18 protein-coding genes are annotated in these 18,960 nt (G+C 63.1%); 9 read left to right on the top strand and 9 right to left on the bottom strand.

The features are described from left to right. The first annotated feature begins 38 nt into the window (after nucleotides 1–38). Together trxA and HYG77_RS16125 are read left to right on the top strand one after the other, a co-directional pair. Nucleotides 39–362: a thioredoxin gene (gene trxA / locus HYG77_RS16130; protein WP_109334752.1), complete on the top strand. Its 324-nt coding sequence runs from the start codon at nucleotides 39–41 to the stop codon at nucleotides 360–362. Nucleotides 363–530: 168 nt separating this feature from the next. Next, nucleotides 531–1,730, top strand: a complete 1,200-nt coding sequence (locus tag HYG77_RS16125; RefSeq protein ID WP_109334753.1) for an N-acetylmuramoyl-L-alanine amidase — start codon at nucleotides 531–533, stop codon at nucleotides 1,728–1,730. Between the two features lie 3 nt (nucleotides 1,731–1,733). Here HYG77_RS16125 and HYG77_RS16120 read toward each other — a convergent pair whose 3' ends face one another. The 9 genes from HYG77_RS16120 to rpmH all read right to left on the bottom strand — a co-directional run bounded on the left by HYG77_RS16120 (nucleotide 1,734) and on the right by rpmH (nucleotide 9,878). Further along, nucleotides 1,734–2,429, bottom strand: coding sequence for a hypothetical protein (locus HYG77_RS16120; protein ID WP_109334754.1), 696 nt, complete (start codon nucleotides 2,427–2,429; stop codon nucleotides 1,734–1,736). Nucleotides 2,430–2,584: 155 nt separating this feature from the next. Then, nucleotides 2,585–3,646, bottom strand: a complete 1,062-nt coding sequence (locus tag HYG77_RS16115) for a ParB/RepB/Spo0J family partition protein (protein ID WP_208963234.1) — start codon at nucleotides 3,644–3,646, stop codon at nucleotides 2,585–2,587. Further along, nucleotides 3,643–4,656, bottom strand: coding sequence for a ParA family protein (locus HYG77_RS16110; protein ID WP_109334756.1), 1,014 nt, complete (start codon nucleotides 4,654–4,656; stop codon nucleotides 3,643–3,645). Before HYG77_RS16110 ends, HYG77_RS16115 begins: the two co-directional genes overlap by 4 nt. Nucleotides 4,657–4,725: 69 nt before the next feature. After that, entirely contained in the window at nucleotides 4,726–5,409 is a 684-nt protein-coding gene (gene rsmG, locus HYG77_RS16105) for a 16S rRNA (guanine(527)-N(7))-methyltransferase RsmG (RefSeq protein ID WP_109334757.1), read from the bottom strand. Between the two features lie 1,845 nt (nucleotides 5,410–7,254). Beyond that, nucleotides 7,255–7,809: a protein jag gene (locus HYG77_RS16100; protein WP_109334759.1), complete on the bottom strand. Its 555-nt coding sequence runs from the start codon at nucleotides 7,807–7,809 to the stop codon at nucleotides 7,255–7,257. A gap of 19 nt (nucleotides 7,810–7,828) precedes the next feature. Continuing rightward, nucleotides 7,829–8,938 (bottom strand): membrane protein insertase YidC, encoded by a 1,110-nt coding sequence (yidC, locus tag HYG77_RS16095; RefSeq protein ID WP_109334760.1) that lies wholly within the window; start codon nucleotides 8,936–8,938, stop codon nucleotides 7,829–7,831. A gap of 4 nt (nucleotides 8,939–8,942) precedes the next feature. Continuing rightward, on the bottom strand, nucleotides 8,943–9,335 hold the full coding sequence (gene yidD / locus HYG77_RS16090) for a membrane protein insertion efficiency factor YidD (protein WP_109334761.1): 393 nt from the start codon (nucleotides 9,333–9,335) through the stop codon (nucleotides 8,943–8,945). A 6-nt stretch (nucleotides 9,336–9,341) separates the two neighbouring features. Then, the gene (gene rnpA / locus HYG77_RS16085) at nucleotides 9,342–9,707 is read right to left on the bottom strand and encodes a ribonuclease P protein component (RefSeq protein ID WP_109334762.1); all 366 of its coding nucleotides are present in this window, start codon (nucleotides 9,705–9,707) and stop codon (nucleotides 9,342–9,344) included. A 27-nt stretch (nucleotides 9,708–9,734) separates the two neighbouring features. Further along, nucleotides 9,735–9,878, bottom strand: coding sequence for a 50S ribosomal protein L34 (rpmH, locus tag HYG77_RS16080; RefSeq protein WP_005263481.1), 144 nt, complete (start codon nucleotides 9,876–9,878; stop codon nucleotides 9,735–9,737). 706 nt (nucleotides 9,879–10,584) lie between these two features. Here rpmH and dnaA point away from each other — a divergent pair. From dnaA to HYG77_RS16045, 7 genes are all read left to right on the top strand, one after another. Then, complete coding sequence (dnaA, locus tag HYG77_RS16075; RefSeq protein ID WP_109325304.1) at nucleotides 10,585–12,171, top strand: chromosomal replication initiator protein DnaA; 1,587 nt, start codon at nucleotides 10,585–10,587, stop codon at nucleotides 12,169–12,171. Nucleotides 12,172–12,832: 661 nt separating this feature from the next. Next, nucleotides 12,833–14,017 carry a DNA polymerase III subunit beta gene (gene dnaN, locus HYG77_RS16070; protein WP_109325305.1) on the top strand — a complete coding sequence of 395 codons (1,185 nt, stop codon included), beginning with the start codon at nucleotides 12,833–12,835 and terminating at the stop codon, nucleotides 14,015–14,017. Further along, a complete protein-coding gene (gene gnd, locus HYG77_RS16065; protein ID WP_280123312.1) occupies nucleotides 14,014–14,991 on the top strand; it encodes a phosphogluconate dehydrogenase (NAD(+)-dependent, decarboxylating) in 978 nt (325 codons plus the stop codon). The genes dnaN and gnd overlap by 4 nt, the downstream gene beginning before the upstream one ends. Next, the gene (gene recF / locus HYG77_RS16060) at nucleotides 14,992–16,233 is read left to right on the top strand and encodes a DNA replication/repair protein RecF (RefSeq protein ID WP_208963232.1); all 1,242 of its coding nucleotides are present in this window, start codon (nucleotides 14,992–14,994) and stop codon (nucleotides 16,231–16,233) included. After that, nucleotides 16,217–16,777 carry a DUF721 family protein gene (locus tag HYG77_RS16055; protein ID WP_109325312.1) on the top strand — a complete coding sequence of 187 codons (561 nt, stop codon included), beginning with the start codon at nucleotides 16,217–16,219 and terminating at the stop codon, nucleotides 16,775–16,777. Before recF ends, HYG77_RS16055 begins: the two co-directional genes overlap by 17 nt. 123 nt (nucleotides 16,778–16,900) lie before the next feature. Further along, the gene (locus HYG77_RS16050; RefSeq protein WP_109325313.1) at nucleotides 16,901–17,815 is read left to right on the top strand and encodes a metal-dependent hydrolase; all 915 of its coding nucleotides are present in this window, start codon (nucleotides 16,901–16,903) and stop codon (nucleotides 17,813–17,815) included. Next, a complete protein-coding gene (locus HYG77_RS16045; RefSeq protein ID WP_208963231.1) occupies nucleotides 17,812–18,930 on the top strand; it encodes a PDR/VanB family oxidoreductase in 1,119 nt (372 codons plus the stop codon). Before HYG77_RS16050 ends, HYG77_RS16045 begins: the two co-directional genes overlap by 4 nt. Nucleotides 18,931–18,960: the final 30 nt, after the last annotated feature.

Genomic DNA, 18,960 nt, shown 5'->3' with positions numbered 1-18,960 from the left:
ATCGTCCAAGTTTTATCCGTCGAGTAAGGGGATTTCCCGTGTCGAACACCGTTACCATCACCGATGATTCGTTCCAACAGGATGTGCTGGGCAGCGACAAGCCTGTGCTCGTCGATTTCTGGGCTACCTGGTGCGGCCCGTGCAAGATGATCGCTCCGGTGCTGGAGGAAATCGCCGGCGAGCACAGCGACAAGCTGACGATCGCCAAGCTCGACATCGACGCGAACCCGGGTGCCGCCCGCGACTTCCAGGTGATGTCGATCCCCACGCTGATCCTGTTCAAGGACGGCAAGCCGATCAACACGATCGTCGGTACGAAGGGCAAGGCTGCGCTGCTGAAAGAGCTGGCCGACGTTCTCTGATCGACACCTGAACAGCCTGCCCGATTCCCGATTTTGTGGGAATCTCTGAGACAATCGATCGATGTGCTCCTGTCGCATCCGCGAACGGGACACGTCGATCGACTCGTTTGTAGAGAGCTGTGCTGTAGTGATACACACGGCCGTGGAATCAGACTGAGAGGCCCGAACATGCACCGACTCCGTCACGGCGACCATGGTCCGGCCGTCGCTGAGATTCGGGGCACTCTCGCCGGTCTCGGGTTCCTCCACGACGGTGTCGCCGACACTCGCCGCGACACCAATAATGGTTCGCACTGGATTGCGCCCGACGCCGTCTTCGACCACCACCTCGACAGCGCCGTGCGGGCCTTCCAGCAGCAACGTGGGCTCCTCGTGGACGGAGTCGTGGGTCCGGCCACCTATCGGTCCATGAAAGAGGCGTCCTACCGCCTGGGCGCACGCACGCTGATCTACCAACTGTCCGCACCCCTGTACGGGGACGACGTCGCTACGTTGCAGACACGGCTGCAGGACCTCGGGTTCTACGTCGGCCGGGTCGACGGATTCTTCGGACCGCAGACACACGAATCGCTGTCGTCGTTCCAGCGGGAGATCGGGATCGCCGCCGACGGAATCTGCGGCCCTGCCACCCTCCGTTCGCTCGAGTTGCTCGGTACCCGGGTCACCGGTGGTTCGCCCCACGCGATGAGCGAAGAAGAAATGGTCCGCAGCTCGGGTCCACAGCTCAGCGGCAAGCGCATCGTCATCGACCCCGGTCTCGGTGGGGACACCTACGGCACGATTGTCCATTCTCCGTATGGCACCATCTCGGAGTCGGACATCCTTTGGGATCTCGCCAGCCGGCTCGAAGGCCGGATGGCGGCGACAGGGATGGAAACCTTCCTGTCCCGGCCGCACCACGCGAACCCTTCGGACATCCAACGCGCGTCCACGTCGAATGCCTTCGACGCCGACCTCATGATCTCCCTACGATGTGACAGCAACTCCAGCCCCGCTGCCAACGGCGTTGCAAGCTTCCACTTCGGCAACTCGCACGGTTCGACGTCGATGATCGGCCAGGTTCTCACCGGCTTCATCCAGCGGGAGATTGTGGCCCGCACCCCATTGCAAGACTGCCGGACGCACGGACGCACCTGGGATCTGCTCCGCCTGACCAAGATGCCGACCGTGCAGATCGATCTCGGCTATCTCACCAACCGGTCCGATGCTGCCGTCCTGTCCAACCCGCGGGCACGTGACGCGATCGCGGAGGCCATCCTCATTTCGGTGAAGCGTCTGTACCTGCTCGGGCAGGACGATCAGCCCACCGGTACGTTCACCTTCGCTGAGTTGCTCGCCGAGGAACTGTCCTCTTCAGAACGGTCCTGACCGTCAGCGCACTCCGACCGGGGTGCGCTCACCGATGTCGACCATGCTCACCGATGCCGTATGCAACAGGCGTTCCAGAGCAGCCTCCACGTCTTCCTTCCACCCGTGGTCACGATTCAACTCGAGCCTCAGCCGAGGGAACCGGTAGTGTGGAGCGACGATCTCGAAGCCATTGTCTTCGAGGAACTCCGCGGGGATCATGCATTCCTCGGGGGAGCATTCCATGGCAGCGGTCGCCGATGCGATGCCGGAGTGGTCGGTATCGCTCGACCCACCGTCTCGAATACCGAAGGCCTCCAGGGCGCGGACACCGCGCCTCACCAGATCAGCGACCACCGCCTGAATGAGGGTGGCACCCAGATTTTGTTCTTCGCCGGCAGGCTCTAGTCGCAAGCTGGTGAGAAGGACGGCATCGGCACCCACCGGAGCGGTCGGCAGAAGCTGTGCCCGAGGCACCGTGCGTGGGGGAGCGTATAGCGCGCTGCCGACCGGCTTGCCATCCATGACGGCGACCTGACCGCAGGAACCCCACTCGAGCATGACCATCGACAGCCATGCTTCCTTCTCGAATTCCTGGTCACAGAATCCGCGCGAACTATGGATGGCCGCGGGATCCATCTCCCAGAAGACGCAACGACGAGCGTGAGCGGAGAGCTTGTCCAGGCCGTCGAGAGTGAGCGACGTGACGTGAGTCGACACTGGCTAGATCAGCCTCCAAATGTCACTACTACAAGTCATGTGTTGTCCTCTGATCTTCACTGCTCGTTGTCCTCGCTGATCTGCCCCCGAGATGCTGTCACCGGTGCTGTCACAGTGACGGATTACCCGCGGGTGCTTCTACCTCGCCCAGACAGTCATGAATCGGCTCGTTGCGCCTCCATCATTCCGACAATTCGCTGCAGATCGTCGACCGAACCGAACTCGACGACGATCTTGCCTTTGCGCTTACCGAGGCTGACGGTCACCCTGGTGTCGAAGGAGTCCGACAACCGTTCGGCAACATCCTGTAGTCCGGGCATCTGGATCGGCTTCCTGCGTTGCGGAGGAGCAATCTGATCGTCATTGCGGTTCGCCAGGGTGACCGCCTCTTCCGTGGCGCGGACGGACATTCCCTCCGCCACGATTCGAGCGGCCATCACCTCTTGTGCGTCGGCGCCGGCCTCGAGTGACAGCAGTGCACGGGCATGTCCTGCGGACAGTACTCCCGCGGCAACGCGGCGCTGGACGGGAATCGGAAGCTTGAGGAGGCGGATCATGTTGGTCACCACGGGGCGGGACCGGCCGATCTTCGCAGCCAGTTCCTCGTGAGTCACCTCGAACTCTTCGAGCAGCTGCTGGTAGGCGGCCGCCTCCTCGAGCGGGTTGAGCTGCACCCGATGAATGTTTTCGAGAAGGGCGTCGCGGAGCATCGCGTCGTCACCCGTCTCACGGACGATGGCCGGGATCGTGTCGAGTCCGGCCTCCTGGCCGGCCCGCCAGCGGCGCTCACCCATGACCAGTTGAAACTTGCCGTCTTCGACCGGGCGCACCACGATCGGCTGCATCAAACCGAATTCGCGGATGGAGTGCACCAGTTCCGCCAGCGCCTCGTCATCGAAGACCTGTCGCGGCTGCTTCGGATTGCGCACGATCAGGTTCGGGGCGATTTCCCGGTACACCGCACCGGTGGGGGAGGGGAGGGGCTCAGCCCCATTCGTAACCTTCCCATCGCCGTTGTTTCCCGTGGATGCAGAAGCTCGGTCGCTGTCGGAAGGTGAGGTCGACGAGTTCGGGGTGGGCGGGGCGGGGATGTGGCGCTTGTCGGTGCCGATCACTACATCGGCGGCGGCGGTGCCCAGCCCCGGTGCCGTCGTGGGACCGGTCGGAATCAGCGCGGCCAATCCGCGGCCGAGTCCACCCTTACGCGTCTGACTCATCTCTGCTCCTGCTTCGTGATCTGTGCTGTGCGCGCTGCGAGTTCACGTCCCGCGTCGAGGTAGCTCATCGCGCCACGTGAACCGGGGTCGTAGTCCAACACCGTCATCCCGTATCCGGGCGCTTCGGAGACCTTCACACTTCGGGGGATGACCGCGCGGAGGACGGCGTCTCCGAAGTGGGACCGGACTTCCGCTGCCACCTGGTCTGCGAGCTTCGTTCGTCCGTCATACATCGTCAGTAGCACGGTCGAGACATGCAGGTCCGGATTGAGGTGGGCTTGTACCAACTCGATGTTCCGCAGCAATTGACCGACGCCTTCGAGCGCGTAGTACTCGCACTGGATCGGAATCAGAACTTCCTTGGCCGCGACCATCGCGTTCACCGTGAGCAAGCCGAGCGATGGAGGACAGTCGATGAGGATGAAGTCGGCGTCGATATCTCGGAGCGCCTTTTCTGACAGCGCCCCCTTCAGCCGGCCCTCGCGGGCCACCATCGACACCAGCTCGATCTCGGCGCCGGCGAGGTCGATGGTCGCCGGGATGCAGAAGAGTCGCTCGTTGTGTGGGCTCGTTTGGATCGCCTCGGCGGCGGTTACCTCACCCAGGAGCAGTTCGTAGCTCGACGGGATACCCGAATGGTGGGCCACTCCGAGGGCGGTGCTGGCATTGCCCTGGGGGTCGAGGTCGATCACGAGGACCGTCAGGCCCTGCACTGCGAGAGCGGAGGCGAGGTTGACCGCACTTGTGGTCTTGCCGACCCCGCCCTTCTGATTGGCGATTGTGAGAATCCGGCGCTCCGGCGGTTTGGGTAGCGTCACGGAGTGGGGGTGGAGTACCTGGCTGGCTCTATGCGCGGCCGCGCCAATCGGAGTCTCCTCGACGGAGATGCCGTTATACGGAGCCGTGAATCCGTCGTCTCCGTTTCCCGAGCTCGTCGCGTGGTCGGATCGATGTTCGGTTTCACGTGAAACTGTTTCACGTGAAACGGCGGATTCAGGCCCACCCGACATTGATTACTCCTTCGATTGGGAATCGCTCGTTACTCGACATACTCACTCCGCATCCGTCGCCCGAGTGTCTCATCGGCGCTGACGGCGTTTCGGTACACGCTCTGCCCGAACCACCACGGTAGGAACCGGAAGAAGACCCACTCCACATTCCACGATGTCCAGCTTGCCAGCACCCAGCCGAGTCAAAGCGGCACGGTCGCGGGCGATCTCGTCGGCCGCGCTCGAACCCTTCAGTGCAAGCATTCTCCCATGCTCGTGGATCAACGGCAGCGACCACTTGGCCAACTTCTCCAACGGTGCCACTGCCCGCGATGTGACAACGTCCGCGCCACCGGCTTCTTTCACCACGCCAGACTCTTCCGCGCGACCACGAACAACCAACACATCCAAACCGTTCGACTCGACGAACTCCGCAAGATATACAGATCGTCGCAGCAGGGGCTCGACCAAGGTGATCCGCAAGTCGGGACGGGCAATCGCCAACGGAATACCGGGCAGTCCCGCTCCGCTGCCGACATCCACCACGGACTCGCCCTCAGCGATCAACTCACCGATCACTGCACAGTTGAGAAGGTGCCGTTCCCACAGGCGAGGAACCTCTCGTGGCCCGATCAGGCCACGCTCTACACCGTCACTTGCGAGAGACTTGTAGTACCGCTCCGCGATGTCGAATCGTTCACCGAACACCTGGCGAGCCGCCGCTTGTTCGTCCCAGTCGGCCGGCTTCTCACCATTCGGTTCCACGTGAAACATCCTCCCGCGAAGAGCTCATCTTCTACAAACTCAGCCTCTCCATTATCCGCCCTGATTCCCGCCTGCGTCCCCTAACACCCACTCGCAACGCCGAACAGTGTCTAGACCGCCACACCCAGGGTGGGGGAGGGGAGGGGCTATAGGTGAAAACCCGGCGCCGAACGGACAGCAGGCGATCAGCGGCGCACGATGAAAGCTGTGCTACCGCCTTGCTCGCGGTCGAGAGTTCTAGATCTTTGAGGCATCAGCTTCCGTGCCCGATTGGAAGCGGTGCCGTGTGTGCGCGGCCCTCGGACACACGCCGCGACGTCTGTTCCGTGGGGGCCAATAGGGGTCGCATCCGGCCTGTGTTTCACGTGGAACATGCTGACACGCTTCGCGGCATCGTCTCCGACTTCACTGCGGATACGCATGGCCCGGCCCGGCCTAGCGAAGTCGATTAGGACTTGAAGCGCATCTCTACGTCGGATTTCAACCCTCGACACAGATGTACCGCAATGACGCCGGTTCCACGTGAAACATTGACTAGCTGTGGCGGACCTCGCGTTCCAAACTGCGAGGGTTTCACCCAATTTGGGCGCATCCTCAACTTCAGCTCGGCGTCGGTGAACCCGCGCGCCCGGCGTCGACAATCAGTGGGTAGGACGGCGGCATGCGGTACCGGCGACGCTGGGCGCCCTGCCGGGACGTGATGAGCGCGCTGCCGGGAACCGATGTTCCCGTTCGGCGGCCTAGAAGCTACCGGACACTAAATTGAACGCGAAGAAGCTCGGCTGCCGCTGTGCCGGCGGCAGGTGCCCCCGAGTTCAGGCATCACCACAGCGCGGCCGGCGTGTGGAGGTGCGAGGTCTCTTCTCCGAACGGCCGTTCGGCAAGTTTCTCGGGCGGTGTCAGTCCGAGAAACATCATCGGCCACCATTGGTGGTTCCACGTGAAACATCGCCCCCGGGACGGAGCATACGATTCGAACTACTCGGCTGACGAGGCTATGACACCAGAAGTCACATCGTCGCCCTCCAATCCTGCGCTGCTGCCGCCACGAACGCTGTATCTCCGATTGCCTTACGAATCCCGAGACGCGCCCATTGCGGCGCGTCGACGAGGGCGAATCGGAATCATCACAGTGACGAAACTCCGATGGGTGGTTGGATGGCCGGAAACCGACTCAATGTTTCGGCAATTTTTCGTACTGGCACGGCCCGGCTCACCTGAACCAGAGGAATCCCGGACCATCGACCGCCTGCCGCGGGGCGCACATGCCAACACCGAGACCAGCCTGCTTCGACGCTCCGGGCACACACCTTCGCGCGCTTCGATCGAAACGAGCATCACGATCACGGGGTCGTAGGCAGTCGGCACCCTCGGTGGATGTATGACGCGGGGCAAGGTGGCCCGGGCGCCCGGGTTCGCTGCAGCGGAACTCAATCGACCAGAACCCCTTCCTTTCGCCGGTGCCGCCAACCGACGCCCCTCCGGCCCCAGGCCCTAACGCGCGTGGCACCAGTCCTTCGTCGAGTCACGACCACGCACGTCGACTCGACTCACCGGTTCCGGTCCAGGACGAGTTCGCAAAATCGGCAGTTGCGGATGTCTCCTCCTACCCAGCCCGTCCGGGACGGCCGTCCTGCGCTTCACGTCAGCAGTTGCACGCACGAGGGCCGTGGATCGTCACCATGTCTTGCAGTGAGTGACGGTGCACGTGCCGTCCGGCCGACGACTCAGGTGGGGGAGGGGAGGGTCTGGTGTGTTTCACGTGAAACGAGAGACACCGATTGGCGTTGCCGGAACGAAAGAAAGCGGGCCCAGGGATACCCTGGGCCCGCCTTCCGAATGTGGTGTGCTGAGTCAGTCCTTGATCACGACTACGCGACGCGACGGCTCGGCGCCCTCGCTCTCGCTGGAGACCCCAGCGACCTTGGCAACAGCGTCGTGCACGATCTTCCGCTCGAACGGGGTCATCGGAGTGAGCTCCTCCCGTTCGCCGGTCTCGAGCACGCGGCGTGCTGCGGACGCACCCAACTCGGTGAGTTCCGCGCGACGCCCGGCACGCCAACCAGCGATGTCCAGCATCAGTCGGCTGCGTTCACCCGTTGCCTGTTGCACAGCAAGGCGTGTGAGCTCCTGGAGTGCGTCGAGTACCTCACCTTTGCGGCCGACCAACTTGGTGAGATCGTCACCCCCGTCGATACTGACGACTGCTCGATCGCCTTCGACGTCCAGATCGATATCGCCATCGAAATCGAGCACGTCGAGGAGTTGCTCGAGGTAGTCGCCGGCGATCTCGCCTTCCTCGATGAGGTAGTCGTCAGAATCGGAGTCAACCTCGGTGTCCGGGTTCTGCGTCGGAGCCGTCACGTCTGTCTCATCTCCGTCCACTGCGATGTCAGGCTCAGTAGCCATACTCGTTCTCTTTTCTGAATCAGCGCCGCTTGCGCTTAGGGGACTTTCCGCGGTTCGTCTGAGGCCGGGCACCGGGTTTCGGCTTCGACGTGCCCGTCGGTGAACCGTCACCGCTCACAGTTCCCGTCGACTGTTCGGAGGCGTCGTCTTCCACCACTCCGTCGACGACCTCTGGTTCGCCCGGGGCTCCGTCTACCGCAGCCTTCTTCTTCTTCGAAAGATTGGGGCGCGCACCTGGCTTCGGGGCGTTCTCCGCTCGACGAGCCAGCGCTGCCTGCTTCTTCTCTTCCTCTTCCGCATCGATCTTCCGGAAGACGATGTGCTGCTGCGCGTAGGTCCAGATGTTGTTACTCACCCAGTAGAGAAGGATTGCGATGGGGAGGAAGGGGCCACCGACAAGGACGCCCAGTGGGAAAATCCACAGCGCAAGCTTGTTCATGATCGCGGACTGCGGGTTCGCGGCGGCCTCAGGGCTCTGTCGAGCGACGGAGGCGCGGGAGTTGAAGTGCGTCGCAACGCTCGCGATGACCATGAGCGGGATAGCAACCGCTGCAATGTTCAGCATGGTCGGGACCGGACCGTAGATCGCGAACGCCTCGAGCTGATCCGACGGGGTGGTGATCGCAGCCGAAATCGGTGCACCGAAAAGTCGGGCACTCAGGAAGGACTGGACGTCCTCGACGCTGAAGAAGTAGTTCGGCGTATTCGCGTTGTCCTCGACCGACATGCCGAGCTGTCCGAAACCGGTACCGGTGCGGTTGAACGACCGAAGAACGTGGAACAGACCGATGAACACAGGCGCCTGAGCAAGCACGGGTAGACAGCCCATGATCGGGTTGAATCCGTGCTCTTTTTGGAGCTTCTGCATCTCGACGGCCTGCCGCTGGCGGTCACCTGCATACTTCTTCTGCAGTGCCTTGATCTGCGGTTGCAGTTCCTGCATCTGGCGCGTGGTACGCACCTGCTTGACGAAAGGCTTGTACAGGATGGCGCGCAAGGTGAAGACGAGGAATACCACGGAGAGGGCCCACGTGAAGCCACTGTCCGGTCCCAGGAAGGGAATCGCCCCGAAAACCTTGTGCCAGACCCACAGGATCCCGGACACCGGATAGTAAATGAAGTCGAGCACGGCTCTATGTACTCCTCTGTTCGTCCACGTTCACCGGACAGTGGTGACGGCTACCCGGATGACGGCTACCCGCATGTTGGTGAGGGACCGAATCCGGCCCACCGGGCACGGGATCCCACCCACCAGGGTGCCAGGGCGCACATTTCGCCAGCCGGACCACCGTCAAGACAAGACCTTTGAGAACCCCGTGGGTGCGCAGGGATTCGACTGCGTACTCGCTACAGGTGGGTGTGAACCGGCAGGTCGGCAACCTCAGGGGCGACACATATGTCCGGTACAACTCGATCAGAAAGATAAGGATTCGCGCCGGCAGGGCACGGATGGTCGCCCACGTGGACGTCGTCGGGGTATCGGCACCCGCCACCGCGGCTCGCGACTCGTCGAGTGCGCTTTTCATGCGAAGTTACTCATGCGCAAGAAGATCCAATCGGGAGAGACCTGCACGAAGTTGCTTGTCCAGATCCCGGCTACTTGCAGTCGCGGCTCCCGGAAGAGCCCGAATCACCACATCGGTGGTGGCTGGAACAGCACCCACCAGGTCGATGCAGATATGACGAAGCCGGCGTGCGACTCGATGTCGAATCACCGCCGGCCCGACAGCCTTACTCACAACCAGTCCAAATCGTGGACCGCCGCTACTCACCAGCTCATCTGTCTGTCCACGGTCGAATGCGTGGACAACCAGATCGCGTCTTCCCATCCGGCGACCGCGTCGTACAGTCAACGAAAAGTCTGAATGACGACGCAATCGGTACGGCTCAGGCAACACCCCGAGCTCCTGAACCCAGTATCGGGATCAGGCGGTGAGGGATTCGCGGCCCTTACGGCGACGCGCCGAAACGATTGCACGACCCGCACGGGTCCGCATACGAAGACGGAAGCCGTGAACGCGCGCGCGGCGTCGGTTGTTCGGCTGGAACGTCCGCTTGCCCTTGGCCACGGTCAACACTCCTCGAAATTCATCGACGCCTCCCGGCGTCCTGGATCTAACATGGTCGAAAACTCAGGTGGTCAACCAGCAGTGACACACGACATCGCCGCTGGACTGAATCCAGCACGATACCGCCACCTCACCACAGGGTGACTGTTCGAGAGTACTGATGACTCCCGGTCAGGTCAAACTCGCTCACCTGCACTTCCTCTGCGAACGGGATGACCGACACGCCGAGGTTCGATAAATGCTTGCACCCCAACTTCCGATGTGCCAAACCGCTGTGAGGTTGCCGACACTGTTGCTAGCGTTGAAGCATGGTCTCGCCGATGAACCCTGATCGAGTGCCCAGCTCTCGACTTCACCGTTCTCATCTGCACATTCACCAGAATTCATCCACAGGGCACAGACGGTGTCCCGCCTTCGGTCACCCCGAGGGTTGCTGACGCACGTCACATCCCGGGTCGGTCCACCCCCTTCATCCAGACGTCCTGCGCAAAACCGCAGTTCAGGGCGGTAAATCTGGAAGTTTCACCTCGTAACGACGTCTTCACACCAGTCCTCCAAGCTTTGTCCACATCTGTGGATAATTGTGTGGAAACACAGTTCAGATGGCATATTCGTAGGTCCGTACGGGGTCCATCCTCAGGTCGGGGAACGCCCAATTCCACCTCGGCGACGGCACCGACATCTCGACAAACTGGGGAGGAACCACGTGAACGAGGATCCGAATGCGCTCGCACGGATCTGGATCGACGTCGTCGCTGACCTCACGTCCGATTCACCCGGTGGCGATCTGCCGCCGTTGACGCGTGGCCAGAAGGCATGGTTGGCACTCGTCAAACCGTTGACACTGGCCCAGGGTTTCGCTCTGCTCTCGGTTCCGTCGCCTTTCGCGCAGGAAGCGATCGAACGGGATCTTCGTGAACCGATCCTCCACGCGCTGGGCCGGCACCTCGGTGAACAAGTGGAGGGTCTCGGCGTTCGAATCGCAGCCCCGGTCGACAACGAACCCGACTCCGATCCTCCTCCCCGGGACCACCGACCCGAACCCGACCACCGGCACACTCCCCGGCATCTCGAGCCGTCGGCCACCAGTGCGGGCACCTATCGCCGTCGCCGATTCGGCTCCGGTGAAGACCAGCCCTACTCCGACACCACAGACTTCGAAGAGGTCGACGACGACAGTGAGGCGCTCGCGAGTGTCCACGAGTCGTGGCCGTCCTACTTCACGAAGCCACCGACGGGACCGGCGCCCACAGCGACGGGCGGCAACAGCCTGAACGCGAAGTACACCTTCGACACTTTCGTCATCGGCTCGTCGAACCGCTTCGCGCACGCGGCCGCCGTCGCCATCGCCGAGGCTCCTGCCCGCGCCTACAACCCGCTGTTCGTGTGGGGCGCGTCGGGCCTCGGCAAGACCCACCTGTTACATGCGGCCGGTCACTATGCGCAACGTCTCTTCCCAGGGATGCGGGTGAAGTACGTATCCACCGAGGAGTTCACCAACGACTTCATCAACAGCCTCCGGGACGACCGGAAAGTGGCGTTCAAGCGTCGCTACCGTGAGACCGACGTGCTGCTGGTCGACGACATTCAGTTCATCGAGGGTAAAGAGGGTATCCAGGAGGAGTTCTTCCACACCTTCAATACGCTTCACAATGCGAACAAGCAGATCGTCGTGTCTTCCGACCGACCGCCGAAGCAGCTCGCCACGCTGGAGGAACGCCTCCGCACCCGCTTCGAATGGGGCCTGATCACCGACGTCCAGCCGCCCGAACTCGAGACCCGCATTGCGATCCTCAGCAAGAAGGCCCGCATGGACCGGCTCGAGGTGCCGGACGACGTCCTCGAGTTGATCGCCAGCCGGATCGAGCGGAACATCCGGGAACTCGAGGGTGCGCTCATCCGGGTGACCGCTTTCGCCTCCCTGAACAGGCAGCCCCTGGACCTCACGCTGGCCGAGGTAGTCCTGCGTGATCTGATGCCGGATTCGTCGAGTCTCGAGATCAATGCGGCCACGATCATGGCCGTGACGGCTGAGTACTTCAACATGTCGATCGACGACCTGTGTGGCCCGGGCAAGGCCCGTCCGCTGGCGCAGGCGCGGCAGATCTCCATGTACCTGTGCCGTGAGCTGACGGACCTCTCGTTGCCGAAGATCGGTCAGACATTCGGCCGCGACCACACCACCGTCATGTACGCGGACAAGAAGATCCGCAAGGAGATGACGGAACGCCGGAAGGTCTACGACCAGGTCCAGGAGCTCACAGCCCGCATCAAGCAGCGCTCCAAGCGGTAGATCGTCGCCCTGCCTCCTCGTGCCCCGGTAGTTCGATTGCCGGGGCACGAGTCGTCGTGAGGGGTGTGGCCGGCGACGGCGGGTGGCTCGAGGCGTCCCTCGAGGGCCTCCTCGAGCCCTTTCCTCGAGGTCGCCCTCGAGGGGTTGCTCGAGCGTCGGCTCGAGGGGGTACTCGAGGGTGGGCGCACCGAGCGGGCGCGCGACACACCGGTGCAACACGCCGACGCCGAGACCTGGGGAAAAGCATTCACACCTGTGGATAAGTGTGGGGATGACGGGGAATCTCTGTGGACAGAACGTGCAGAACTTTGAACAACCTCGAGTAGTCCACACGGGTGCCTGATTGGTCCTCGAGTTTGTCCTCGAGAATTCCCCATGGGGCCGGGCGGACCGACCAGCGCCTAAGGCCGTTCGTCCACAGATTCCACAGGACCTAATAGTACTTCTGAATATTTCTTCTAAGAAACTCTTTCAAAACAGGCTTGGGGATCGAGTCGGTTCACAGGCCCCCGCCGGGGACTCGAGGACCGGGGCGTTCCGCTTTCAAGTTCGTCCTCGAGGGCTTACGGTTATGCATCGCCGCTCTGTGAAAGACTGCAGTGCCAGTGGTCACGGCTCGACCGTGCCGACCAACCGTGCTACCGAGAGGAACAACCCGGCGATGGAGCTTGGAAGCCTGAAGTTTCGCGTCTCCCGGGAAGAATTCGCTGATTCAGTGGCATGGGTCGCCCGCAGTCTGCCGTCGCGACCCCCTGTCCCGGTTCTCGGCGGGGTTCTCCTTGACGCAACCGAACAAGGGTTGACGGTTTCCGGATTCGACTACGAGGTGTCGGCCCAGGTGCGGGTTGCGGCAGAGGTCGGCAGTACGGGACAGGTCCTGGTGTCCGGCAAGCTGCTGGCTGACATCACGAAGGCCCTCCCGAACAAGCCGGTCGATGTGACCCTCGAAGGCACACGCGTTCTGATCGCCTGTGGAAGTGCCAAGTTCTCGCTGCCCACCATGCCGGTCGAGGACTACCCCCAGCTCCCGCAGTTGCCCCAGCAAACTGGTTCCATCCCCGCTGACCTGTTCTCCGAGGCAATCAGTCAGGTGGCGGTCGCTGCAGGCCGAGACGACACTCTGCCGATGCTGACGGGCATTCGTGTCGAGATCGAGAAGAGCACGATCGTGCTCGCCGCTACCGACAGGTTCCGTCTCGCCGTGCGGCAACTCGAGTGGTCGCCCACCAACCCCGACACGTCGGCTGCCGTCCTCATCCCTGCCAAGACCTTGTCCGAGTCGGCCAAAACTCTTGCCGGAGATGCTACTTCGCCCGTCGAGCTCGCTCTGGGTTCCGGCTCCGCCGTCGGCAACGACGGACTTCTCGGCATCGTCAACGACGGACGCCGCACCACCACCCGACTCCTCGACGCCGAGTTCCCGAAGTTCCGCCAGCTCCTGCCGTCCGAGCACACCGCCATGGCGACCGCCCCGATTGCCCCGCTCATCGAGGCCATCAAGCGTGTGGCGCTGGTCGCGGAGCGTGGCGCACAGGTCCGCCTCCAGTTCTCTGCCGAGGGACTCCTCCTCTCGGCCGGGGGTGACGACGCGGGCCGGGCCGAGGAAGGCCTCAACGCGGTTTTCCGCGGCGAGCCCCTGACCATTGCCTTCAACCCGGGTTATCTGATCGACGGACTCTCCTCGCTCCACAGCGAGGAGGTGCTGTTCGGTTTCACCACCCCGAGCCGTCCCGCCGTGCTGCGCCCCGCCACCGAAGAAGAGATCGAGCCGGACGATTCGGGTAACTTCTCGGCGCCCGAGAGCGCGTACACCTACCTGCTGATGCCGGTCCGCCTCCCCGGCTGACGCGTCGCTGGAAGCGAAAGGGTCACTGTCGGAAGAAGTCTCACGAGCGGACGGAGATCACGATGCAGGTCGGGTTGGTCGGACTCGGGAAAATGGGATTCAACATGCGTGAGCGTCTGCGCGCGCACGGTCACGAGGTAGTCGGCTACGACCCTCGTCCCGAGGTCACCGACGTGGCATCCCTGACGGAACTCGCGCAGCGACTCGAGTCTCCGCGAGTCGTGTGGGTGATGGTTCCGGCGGGGAAGATCACCCAGGACACCGTGTCGGAGCTGTCGACCGTGCTCGAGTCCGGGGACCTGGTCATCGACGGTGGAAACTCGAGATATACCGACGACCGTGTGCACGGCGAGATGCTGGCGTCCCGGAATATCGGTTACCTGGACTGCGGTGTGTCCGGCGGAGTCTGGGGACTCGAGAACGGTTACGGGCTGATGGTCGGTGGCGCGGAAGCCGATGTCGCACGGGCACTTCCGATCTTCGATGCGCTTCGCCCCGAAGGAGAGCGGGCGGACGGCTTCGTCCACGCAGGTCCGATCGGAGCCGGCCACTACGCGAAGATGATTCACAACGGCATCGAATACGGCCTGATGCAGGCGTACGCCGAGGGATACGAATTACTCGAGGCCGAAGAGCTCGTTACCGACGTTCACGGTGTTCTCCGCGCGTGGACCAAGGGCACCGTCGTGCGGTCGTGGCTGCTCGAACTTCTGGTCAAGGCGCTGGGTGACGACCCAGATTTCGCGGAAATCTCCGGGTACACAGAGGATTCCGGTGAGGGCCGCTGGACGGTGCAGGAAGCGATCAACCATGCCGTTCCGGCGCCCGTGATCTCGGCGGCGCTGTTCGCGCGTTTCGCCTCGCGGCAGGACGATTCCCCGGCCATGAAGGCGGTGTCCGCGCTACGCAACCAGTTCGGTGGACACGCTGTGAAGAAGGCCGTGGGCGAGCCGGAAACCGGCTCTGGAACATAGGTGTTCGTCCGCGCATTCTCGCTCAGAGACTTTCGGTCCTGGGACGCACTGAGCCTCGACCTGCGTCCGGGGTGCACCGTCTTCGTCGGTCCCAACGGGCACGGCAAGACGAACGTGCTCGAGGCGCTGGGATATCTGTCCACCCTGTCGTCGCATCGAGTCAGTTCGGATGCTCCGCTGATCAGGACGGGTACCGGACAGGCCTTCGCGGGCGCGACCGTCGTCAATGCCGGTCGGGAACTGACGGTGGACGTCGAACTGATCGAGGGTAAGTCCAACAAGGCCCGGATCAATCGATCGCCGACTCGTCGTCCGCGCGAGATTCTGGGGATCTTGCAGACGGTGTTGTTCGCCCCCGAGGATCTGTCCTTGGTTCGCGGCGACCCGGGAGATCGGCGTCGCTACCTCGATGAACTCCTCACTTCCCGGATCCCGCGGATGGCGGCGGTGCGTGCGGACTACGACCGTGTCCTACGGCAGCGGTCGGCGCTGCTGAAGACGGCCGGTGGTGCGTTGCGGCGGGTCTCGCGCAGCGGCTCTTCCGCCAGTGAGGACGGCGCAAGCGCTCTGGCGACCCTCGAGGTGTGGGATGGGCATCTGGCCGCGCACGGTGCTCAACTGCTCGCCGGGCGGCTACAACTCGTCCACGACCTCGCCCCTCATCTGGCGGAGTCGTACCGATCGCTCGCTCCCGAATCCAGACCGGCAAGTATCCGTTACCGCTCGAGCCTCGGCTCGTCCCTCCCGCCGGACTTCTCCGACCCGTCACGGAATCCCGCGCAGGATGACGTCGCCTTTCTCGAGGAGCGATTCCTTCACGAGTTGTCGGTGATGAGGTCGAAGGAGATCGAGCGGGGGGTGTGCCTGGTCGGACCTCATCGCGACGATCTCGAATTGCAGCTCGGCGACACACCTGCCAAGGGGTTCGCGAGCCACGGGGAGTCCTGGTCGTTCGCCTTGTCTCTGCGACTGGGGGCGTTCGCGTTGCTGCGAGCAGACGGCAGTGATCCGGTTCTGATGCTGGACGACGTATTCGCGGAGCTGGACCGGCGTCGTCGCAGTGCGCTCGCCCGCGTCGCCGTGGACGCCGAACAGGTACTCATCACCGCAGCGGTGCCGGAGGACGTTCCTGCAGAACTCGATGCCGTCCGGTTCGGTGTGGAGGCCCGCGACACGGATCGAGGACGCATCTCGCAGATTACGGACAAGAGTAAGGAGCTGCCTGATGACGGAGGGTCATGACCCCACCCCCGCGGAGACTCCGGAACCGGAGTTGAAGGGTGTCGACCTCGCCCGGCGCGCCCTCGAGGAGGCACGGGCCGCCGCAAAGGCGAGCGGTAAATCTGTGGGCCAGGGTCGGCGTTCCGGAACGGGGGTTCGGAGCCTGCGTGCCCGTCGCCGGCGTGGGTGGTCGGGTCCGGGGCCCGACGATCGTGATCCGCAGCCGTTCGGTGCGCTGACGAGCGCACTCGCGAAACAACGAGGCTGGGCACCCAAGGTGTCCGAGGGGACGGTTCTGGGCCGGTGGACGCAGGTTGTCGGTGAGGACATTGCCTCGCACGCCGAGCCGACCGGGCTTCGTGACGGAATCTTGAGTGTGTCCGCGGAGTCGACTGCGTGGGCTACCCAGCTGCGAATGATGCAATCACAGATACTCGCGAAGATTGCCGCGGCCGTCGGTGACGGCGTCGTGAAGTCACTGCGTATCACCGGCCCCTCTGCTCCGAGCTGGCGAAAGGGTGAGCGACACGTGCGCGGTCGCGGGCCGAGGGACACCTACGGCTGAGCTGATTCGGTGACAGGCCCTGGCCGTATCTGATACCCGATGTTACAGTTACCTCGAGTTGTTGAGTGAACTGTGCCACATCGAATCCGCGTGGCTCAGTGGTCGGCACGAAGGAGTAACCGAATGTCCGCCCCGACTGCACCGCGTAACCGAACGGCGATCCCGGAACCGGATCACATCCTGTTGCAGGCCAGAAACGTCGAGTTCGACTGGTCGAACCTCCCTATGCACTGGATCCCGGGCGATCCGTTCAGCACGCATGTTCTGAACGTTCTGCACCTTCTCCTCCCCGCAGGAGAGGAGTGGTTCGTCGACACGTTCAAGGAGGCGCTGCCCCTGATCGAGGACGAGCAACTGCGTGACGACGTCGTGGGCTTCATCGGCCAGGAGGCAATGCACTCCAACGCCCACTCAGGGGTGTTGATTCATCTGAAGGAGAAGGGCCTCGATCCCACGCCCTTCACCGATCAGATGGAATGGACCTTCAAGAAGATTCTGGGACCGCGCCCACTGACCGGGTTGCGGGAAAAGAACCACTTGATCGAGCGCCTCGCCGTCATCGCCGCCATCGAGCACATCACTGCATTCCTCGGTGACTGGGTGCTCAATGCCGAGGGTCTCGATCGCGCGGGCGTGCACCCGACCATGCTCGACCTGCTGCGGTGGCACGGTGCCGAGGAGGTAGAACATCGCTCCGTCGCCTATGACGTCATGCGGTACTTCGACAAGCGTGAATCCCGGCGCATTCGTACCCAGCTGATCGTGACGCCGGTGATCGTATGGCTGTGGGTGCGGGGAACCCGTTTCCTCATGCGTAACGATCCTGAACTCGCCCCGTGGTCGGAACATCGGCGTAAGCCGCATCTGTCCGACTTCTTCGCGGCGGGTAAGCGTGGAACCTTGCCCACGGCATGGGAACTGACGAAAAGAATGTCGACGTATTTCACTCGGTCGTACCACCCCTCGAACGAGGGGTCGACGGCGCAGGCGGTGAAGTACCTGGCGTCGTCGCCGGCGGCACAGGCGGCGCAACGATGAAACTCGCTTCCATGCGAAACGTCCTGAAAGCCAAGGGCCTTACTCGCTACGACGCACCGCCGGACATCAAGGGTCGAGAACGACCGGACCGCGCCATGCGTATCACCGAGGCCGTCGCCGAGAAGTACCTCCGTGTACTCACGGCCTACGAGTACAACCCGGTGGTTGCCGGGCACAATCCCGACAGCGCGATGACGCTCGTCGTGTCGCACCGCCAGGTCGTGGCCCGCGATGCCAACGTGGTGTTGCTCCGGTTCGAGTCGGAAGACGGTGCGGCCCTTCCCGAGTGGCACCCCGGGTCACATCTCGACTTCCACCTGCCCTCCGGTCTTCGGCGCCAGTACTCGTTGTGCGGCGATCCGTCCGATCGACACGGTTACAGTGTCGCCGTCCGGCGAATCCCGGACGGGGGCGGCGGCTCCGTCGAGATGCACGCGCTCGAGCCCGGGTCCTCGGTGACGGTCCGCGGTCCCCGTAACGGGTTTCCGTTCGTCGGTGAGGGCAGCGCGCTGTTCGTCGCAGGCGGTATCGGAATCACTCCCATCCTGGCGATGGTGAGGGCGGCTCGAGAACTCGGAATGGATTGGCAGTTCGTCTATTCCGGGCGTTCGCGCGAATCGATGCCGTTCCTCGACGAAATCGAAACCTTCGACCCCTCACGCGTGTTCATCCGGCCCGACGACGAGTTCGGACTGCCGAGCTCGACCGACCTGCTCGAGCGTGCGGTCCCCGGCGGTGCGGTCTACTGTTGCGGGCCCACCCCGATGCTCGAATCGGTTCGGCGCGGATTTGCGTCGAGTCCCGCCGCGGCGCTGCATTTCGAACGATTCGGTGCACCACCGGTACTCGACGGCCGCGAGTTCGAAGTACAACTGGTGAGCACCGGCGAGGTGCTGACCGTTCCCGCCGACGAGTCGGCGCTGAGCGTGATCAAGGACAGGCTGCCCGGTGTCGGATATTCGTGCCAGCAGGGTTTCTGCGGTACCTGCCGGGTAAAGGTGCTGGCGGGCAAGGCGGAACACCGTGAGAACCGGCTCACCGACACCGAACAACAGGACGAAATGCTCATCTGTGTCTCCCGTTCCGAGGGCGGTCGTCTCGTCCTCGACCTGTGAACCGACGACACCGACGACACCAAAGCTTCG

The sequence above is a fragment of the Rhodococcus sp. ZPP genome (assembly GCF_017656075.1).
Taxonomy (GTDB): Bacteria; Actinomycetota; Actinomycetes; order Mycobacteriales; family Mycobacteriaceae; genus Rhodococcus_F; species Rhodococcus_F oxybenzonivorans.
This window is presented reverse-complemented; position numbering and strand designations above follow the sequence as displayed.

What these genes read in the sequence shown, in the direction of transcription:
- HYG77_RS16115 (WP_208963234.1), bottom strand. Translation starts at nt 3,646, where the DNA reads ATGAGTCAGACGCGTAAGGGTGGACTCGGCCGCGGATTGGCCGCGCTG.
- rsmG (WP_109334757.1), bottom strand. Translation starts at nt 5,409, where the DNA reads ATGTTTCACGTGGAACCGAATGGTGAGAAGCCGGCCGACTGGGACGAA.
- HYG77_RS16110 (WP_109334756.1), bottom strand. Translation starts at nt 4,656, where the DNA reads ATGTCGGGTGGGCCTGAATCCGCCGTTTCACGTGAAACAGTTTCACGT.
- dnaN (WP_109325305.1), top strand. Translation starts at nt 12,833, where the DNA reads ATGGAGCTTGGAAGCCTGAAGTTTCGCGTCTCCCGGGAAGAATTCGCT.
- yidD (WP_109334761.1), bottom strand. Translation starts at nt 9,335, where the DNA reads ATGAAAAGCGCACTCGACGAGTCGCGAGCCGCGGTGGCGGGTGCCGAT.
- HYG77_RS16050 (WP_109325313.1), top strand. Translation starts at nt 16,901, where the DNA reads ATGTCCGCCCCGACTGCACCGCGTAACCGAACGGCGATCCCGGAACCG.
- HYG77_RS16055 (WP_109325312.1), top strand. Translation starts at nt 16,217, where the DNA reads ATGACGGAGGGTCATGACCCCACCCCCGCGGAGACTCCGGAACCGGAG.
- HYG77_RS16045 (WP_208963231.1), top strand. Translation starts at nt 17,812, where the DNA reads ATGAAACTCGCTTCCATGCGAAACGTCCTGAAAGCCAAGGGCCTTACT.
- HYG77_RS16100 (WP_109334759.1), bottom strand. Translation starts at nt 7,809, where the DNA reads ATGGCTACTGAGCCTGACATCGCAGTGGACGGAGATGAGACAGACGTG.
- HYG77_RS16125 (WP_109334753.1), top strand. Translation starts at nt 531, where the DNA reads ATGCACCGACTCCGTCACGGCGACCATGGTCCGGCCGTCGCTGAGATT.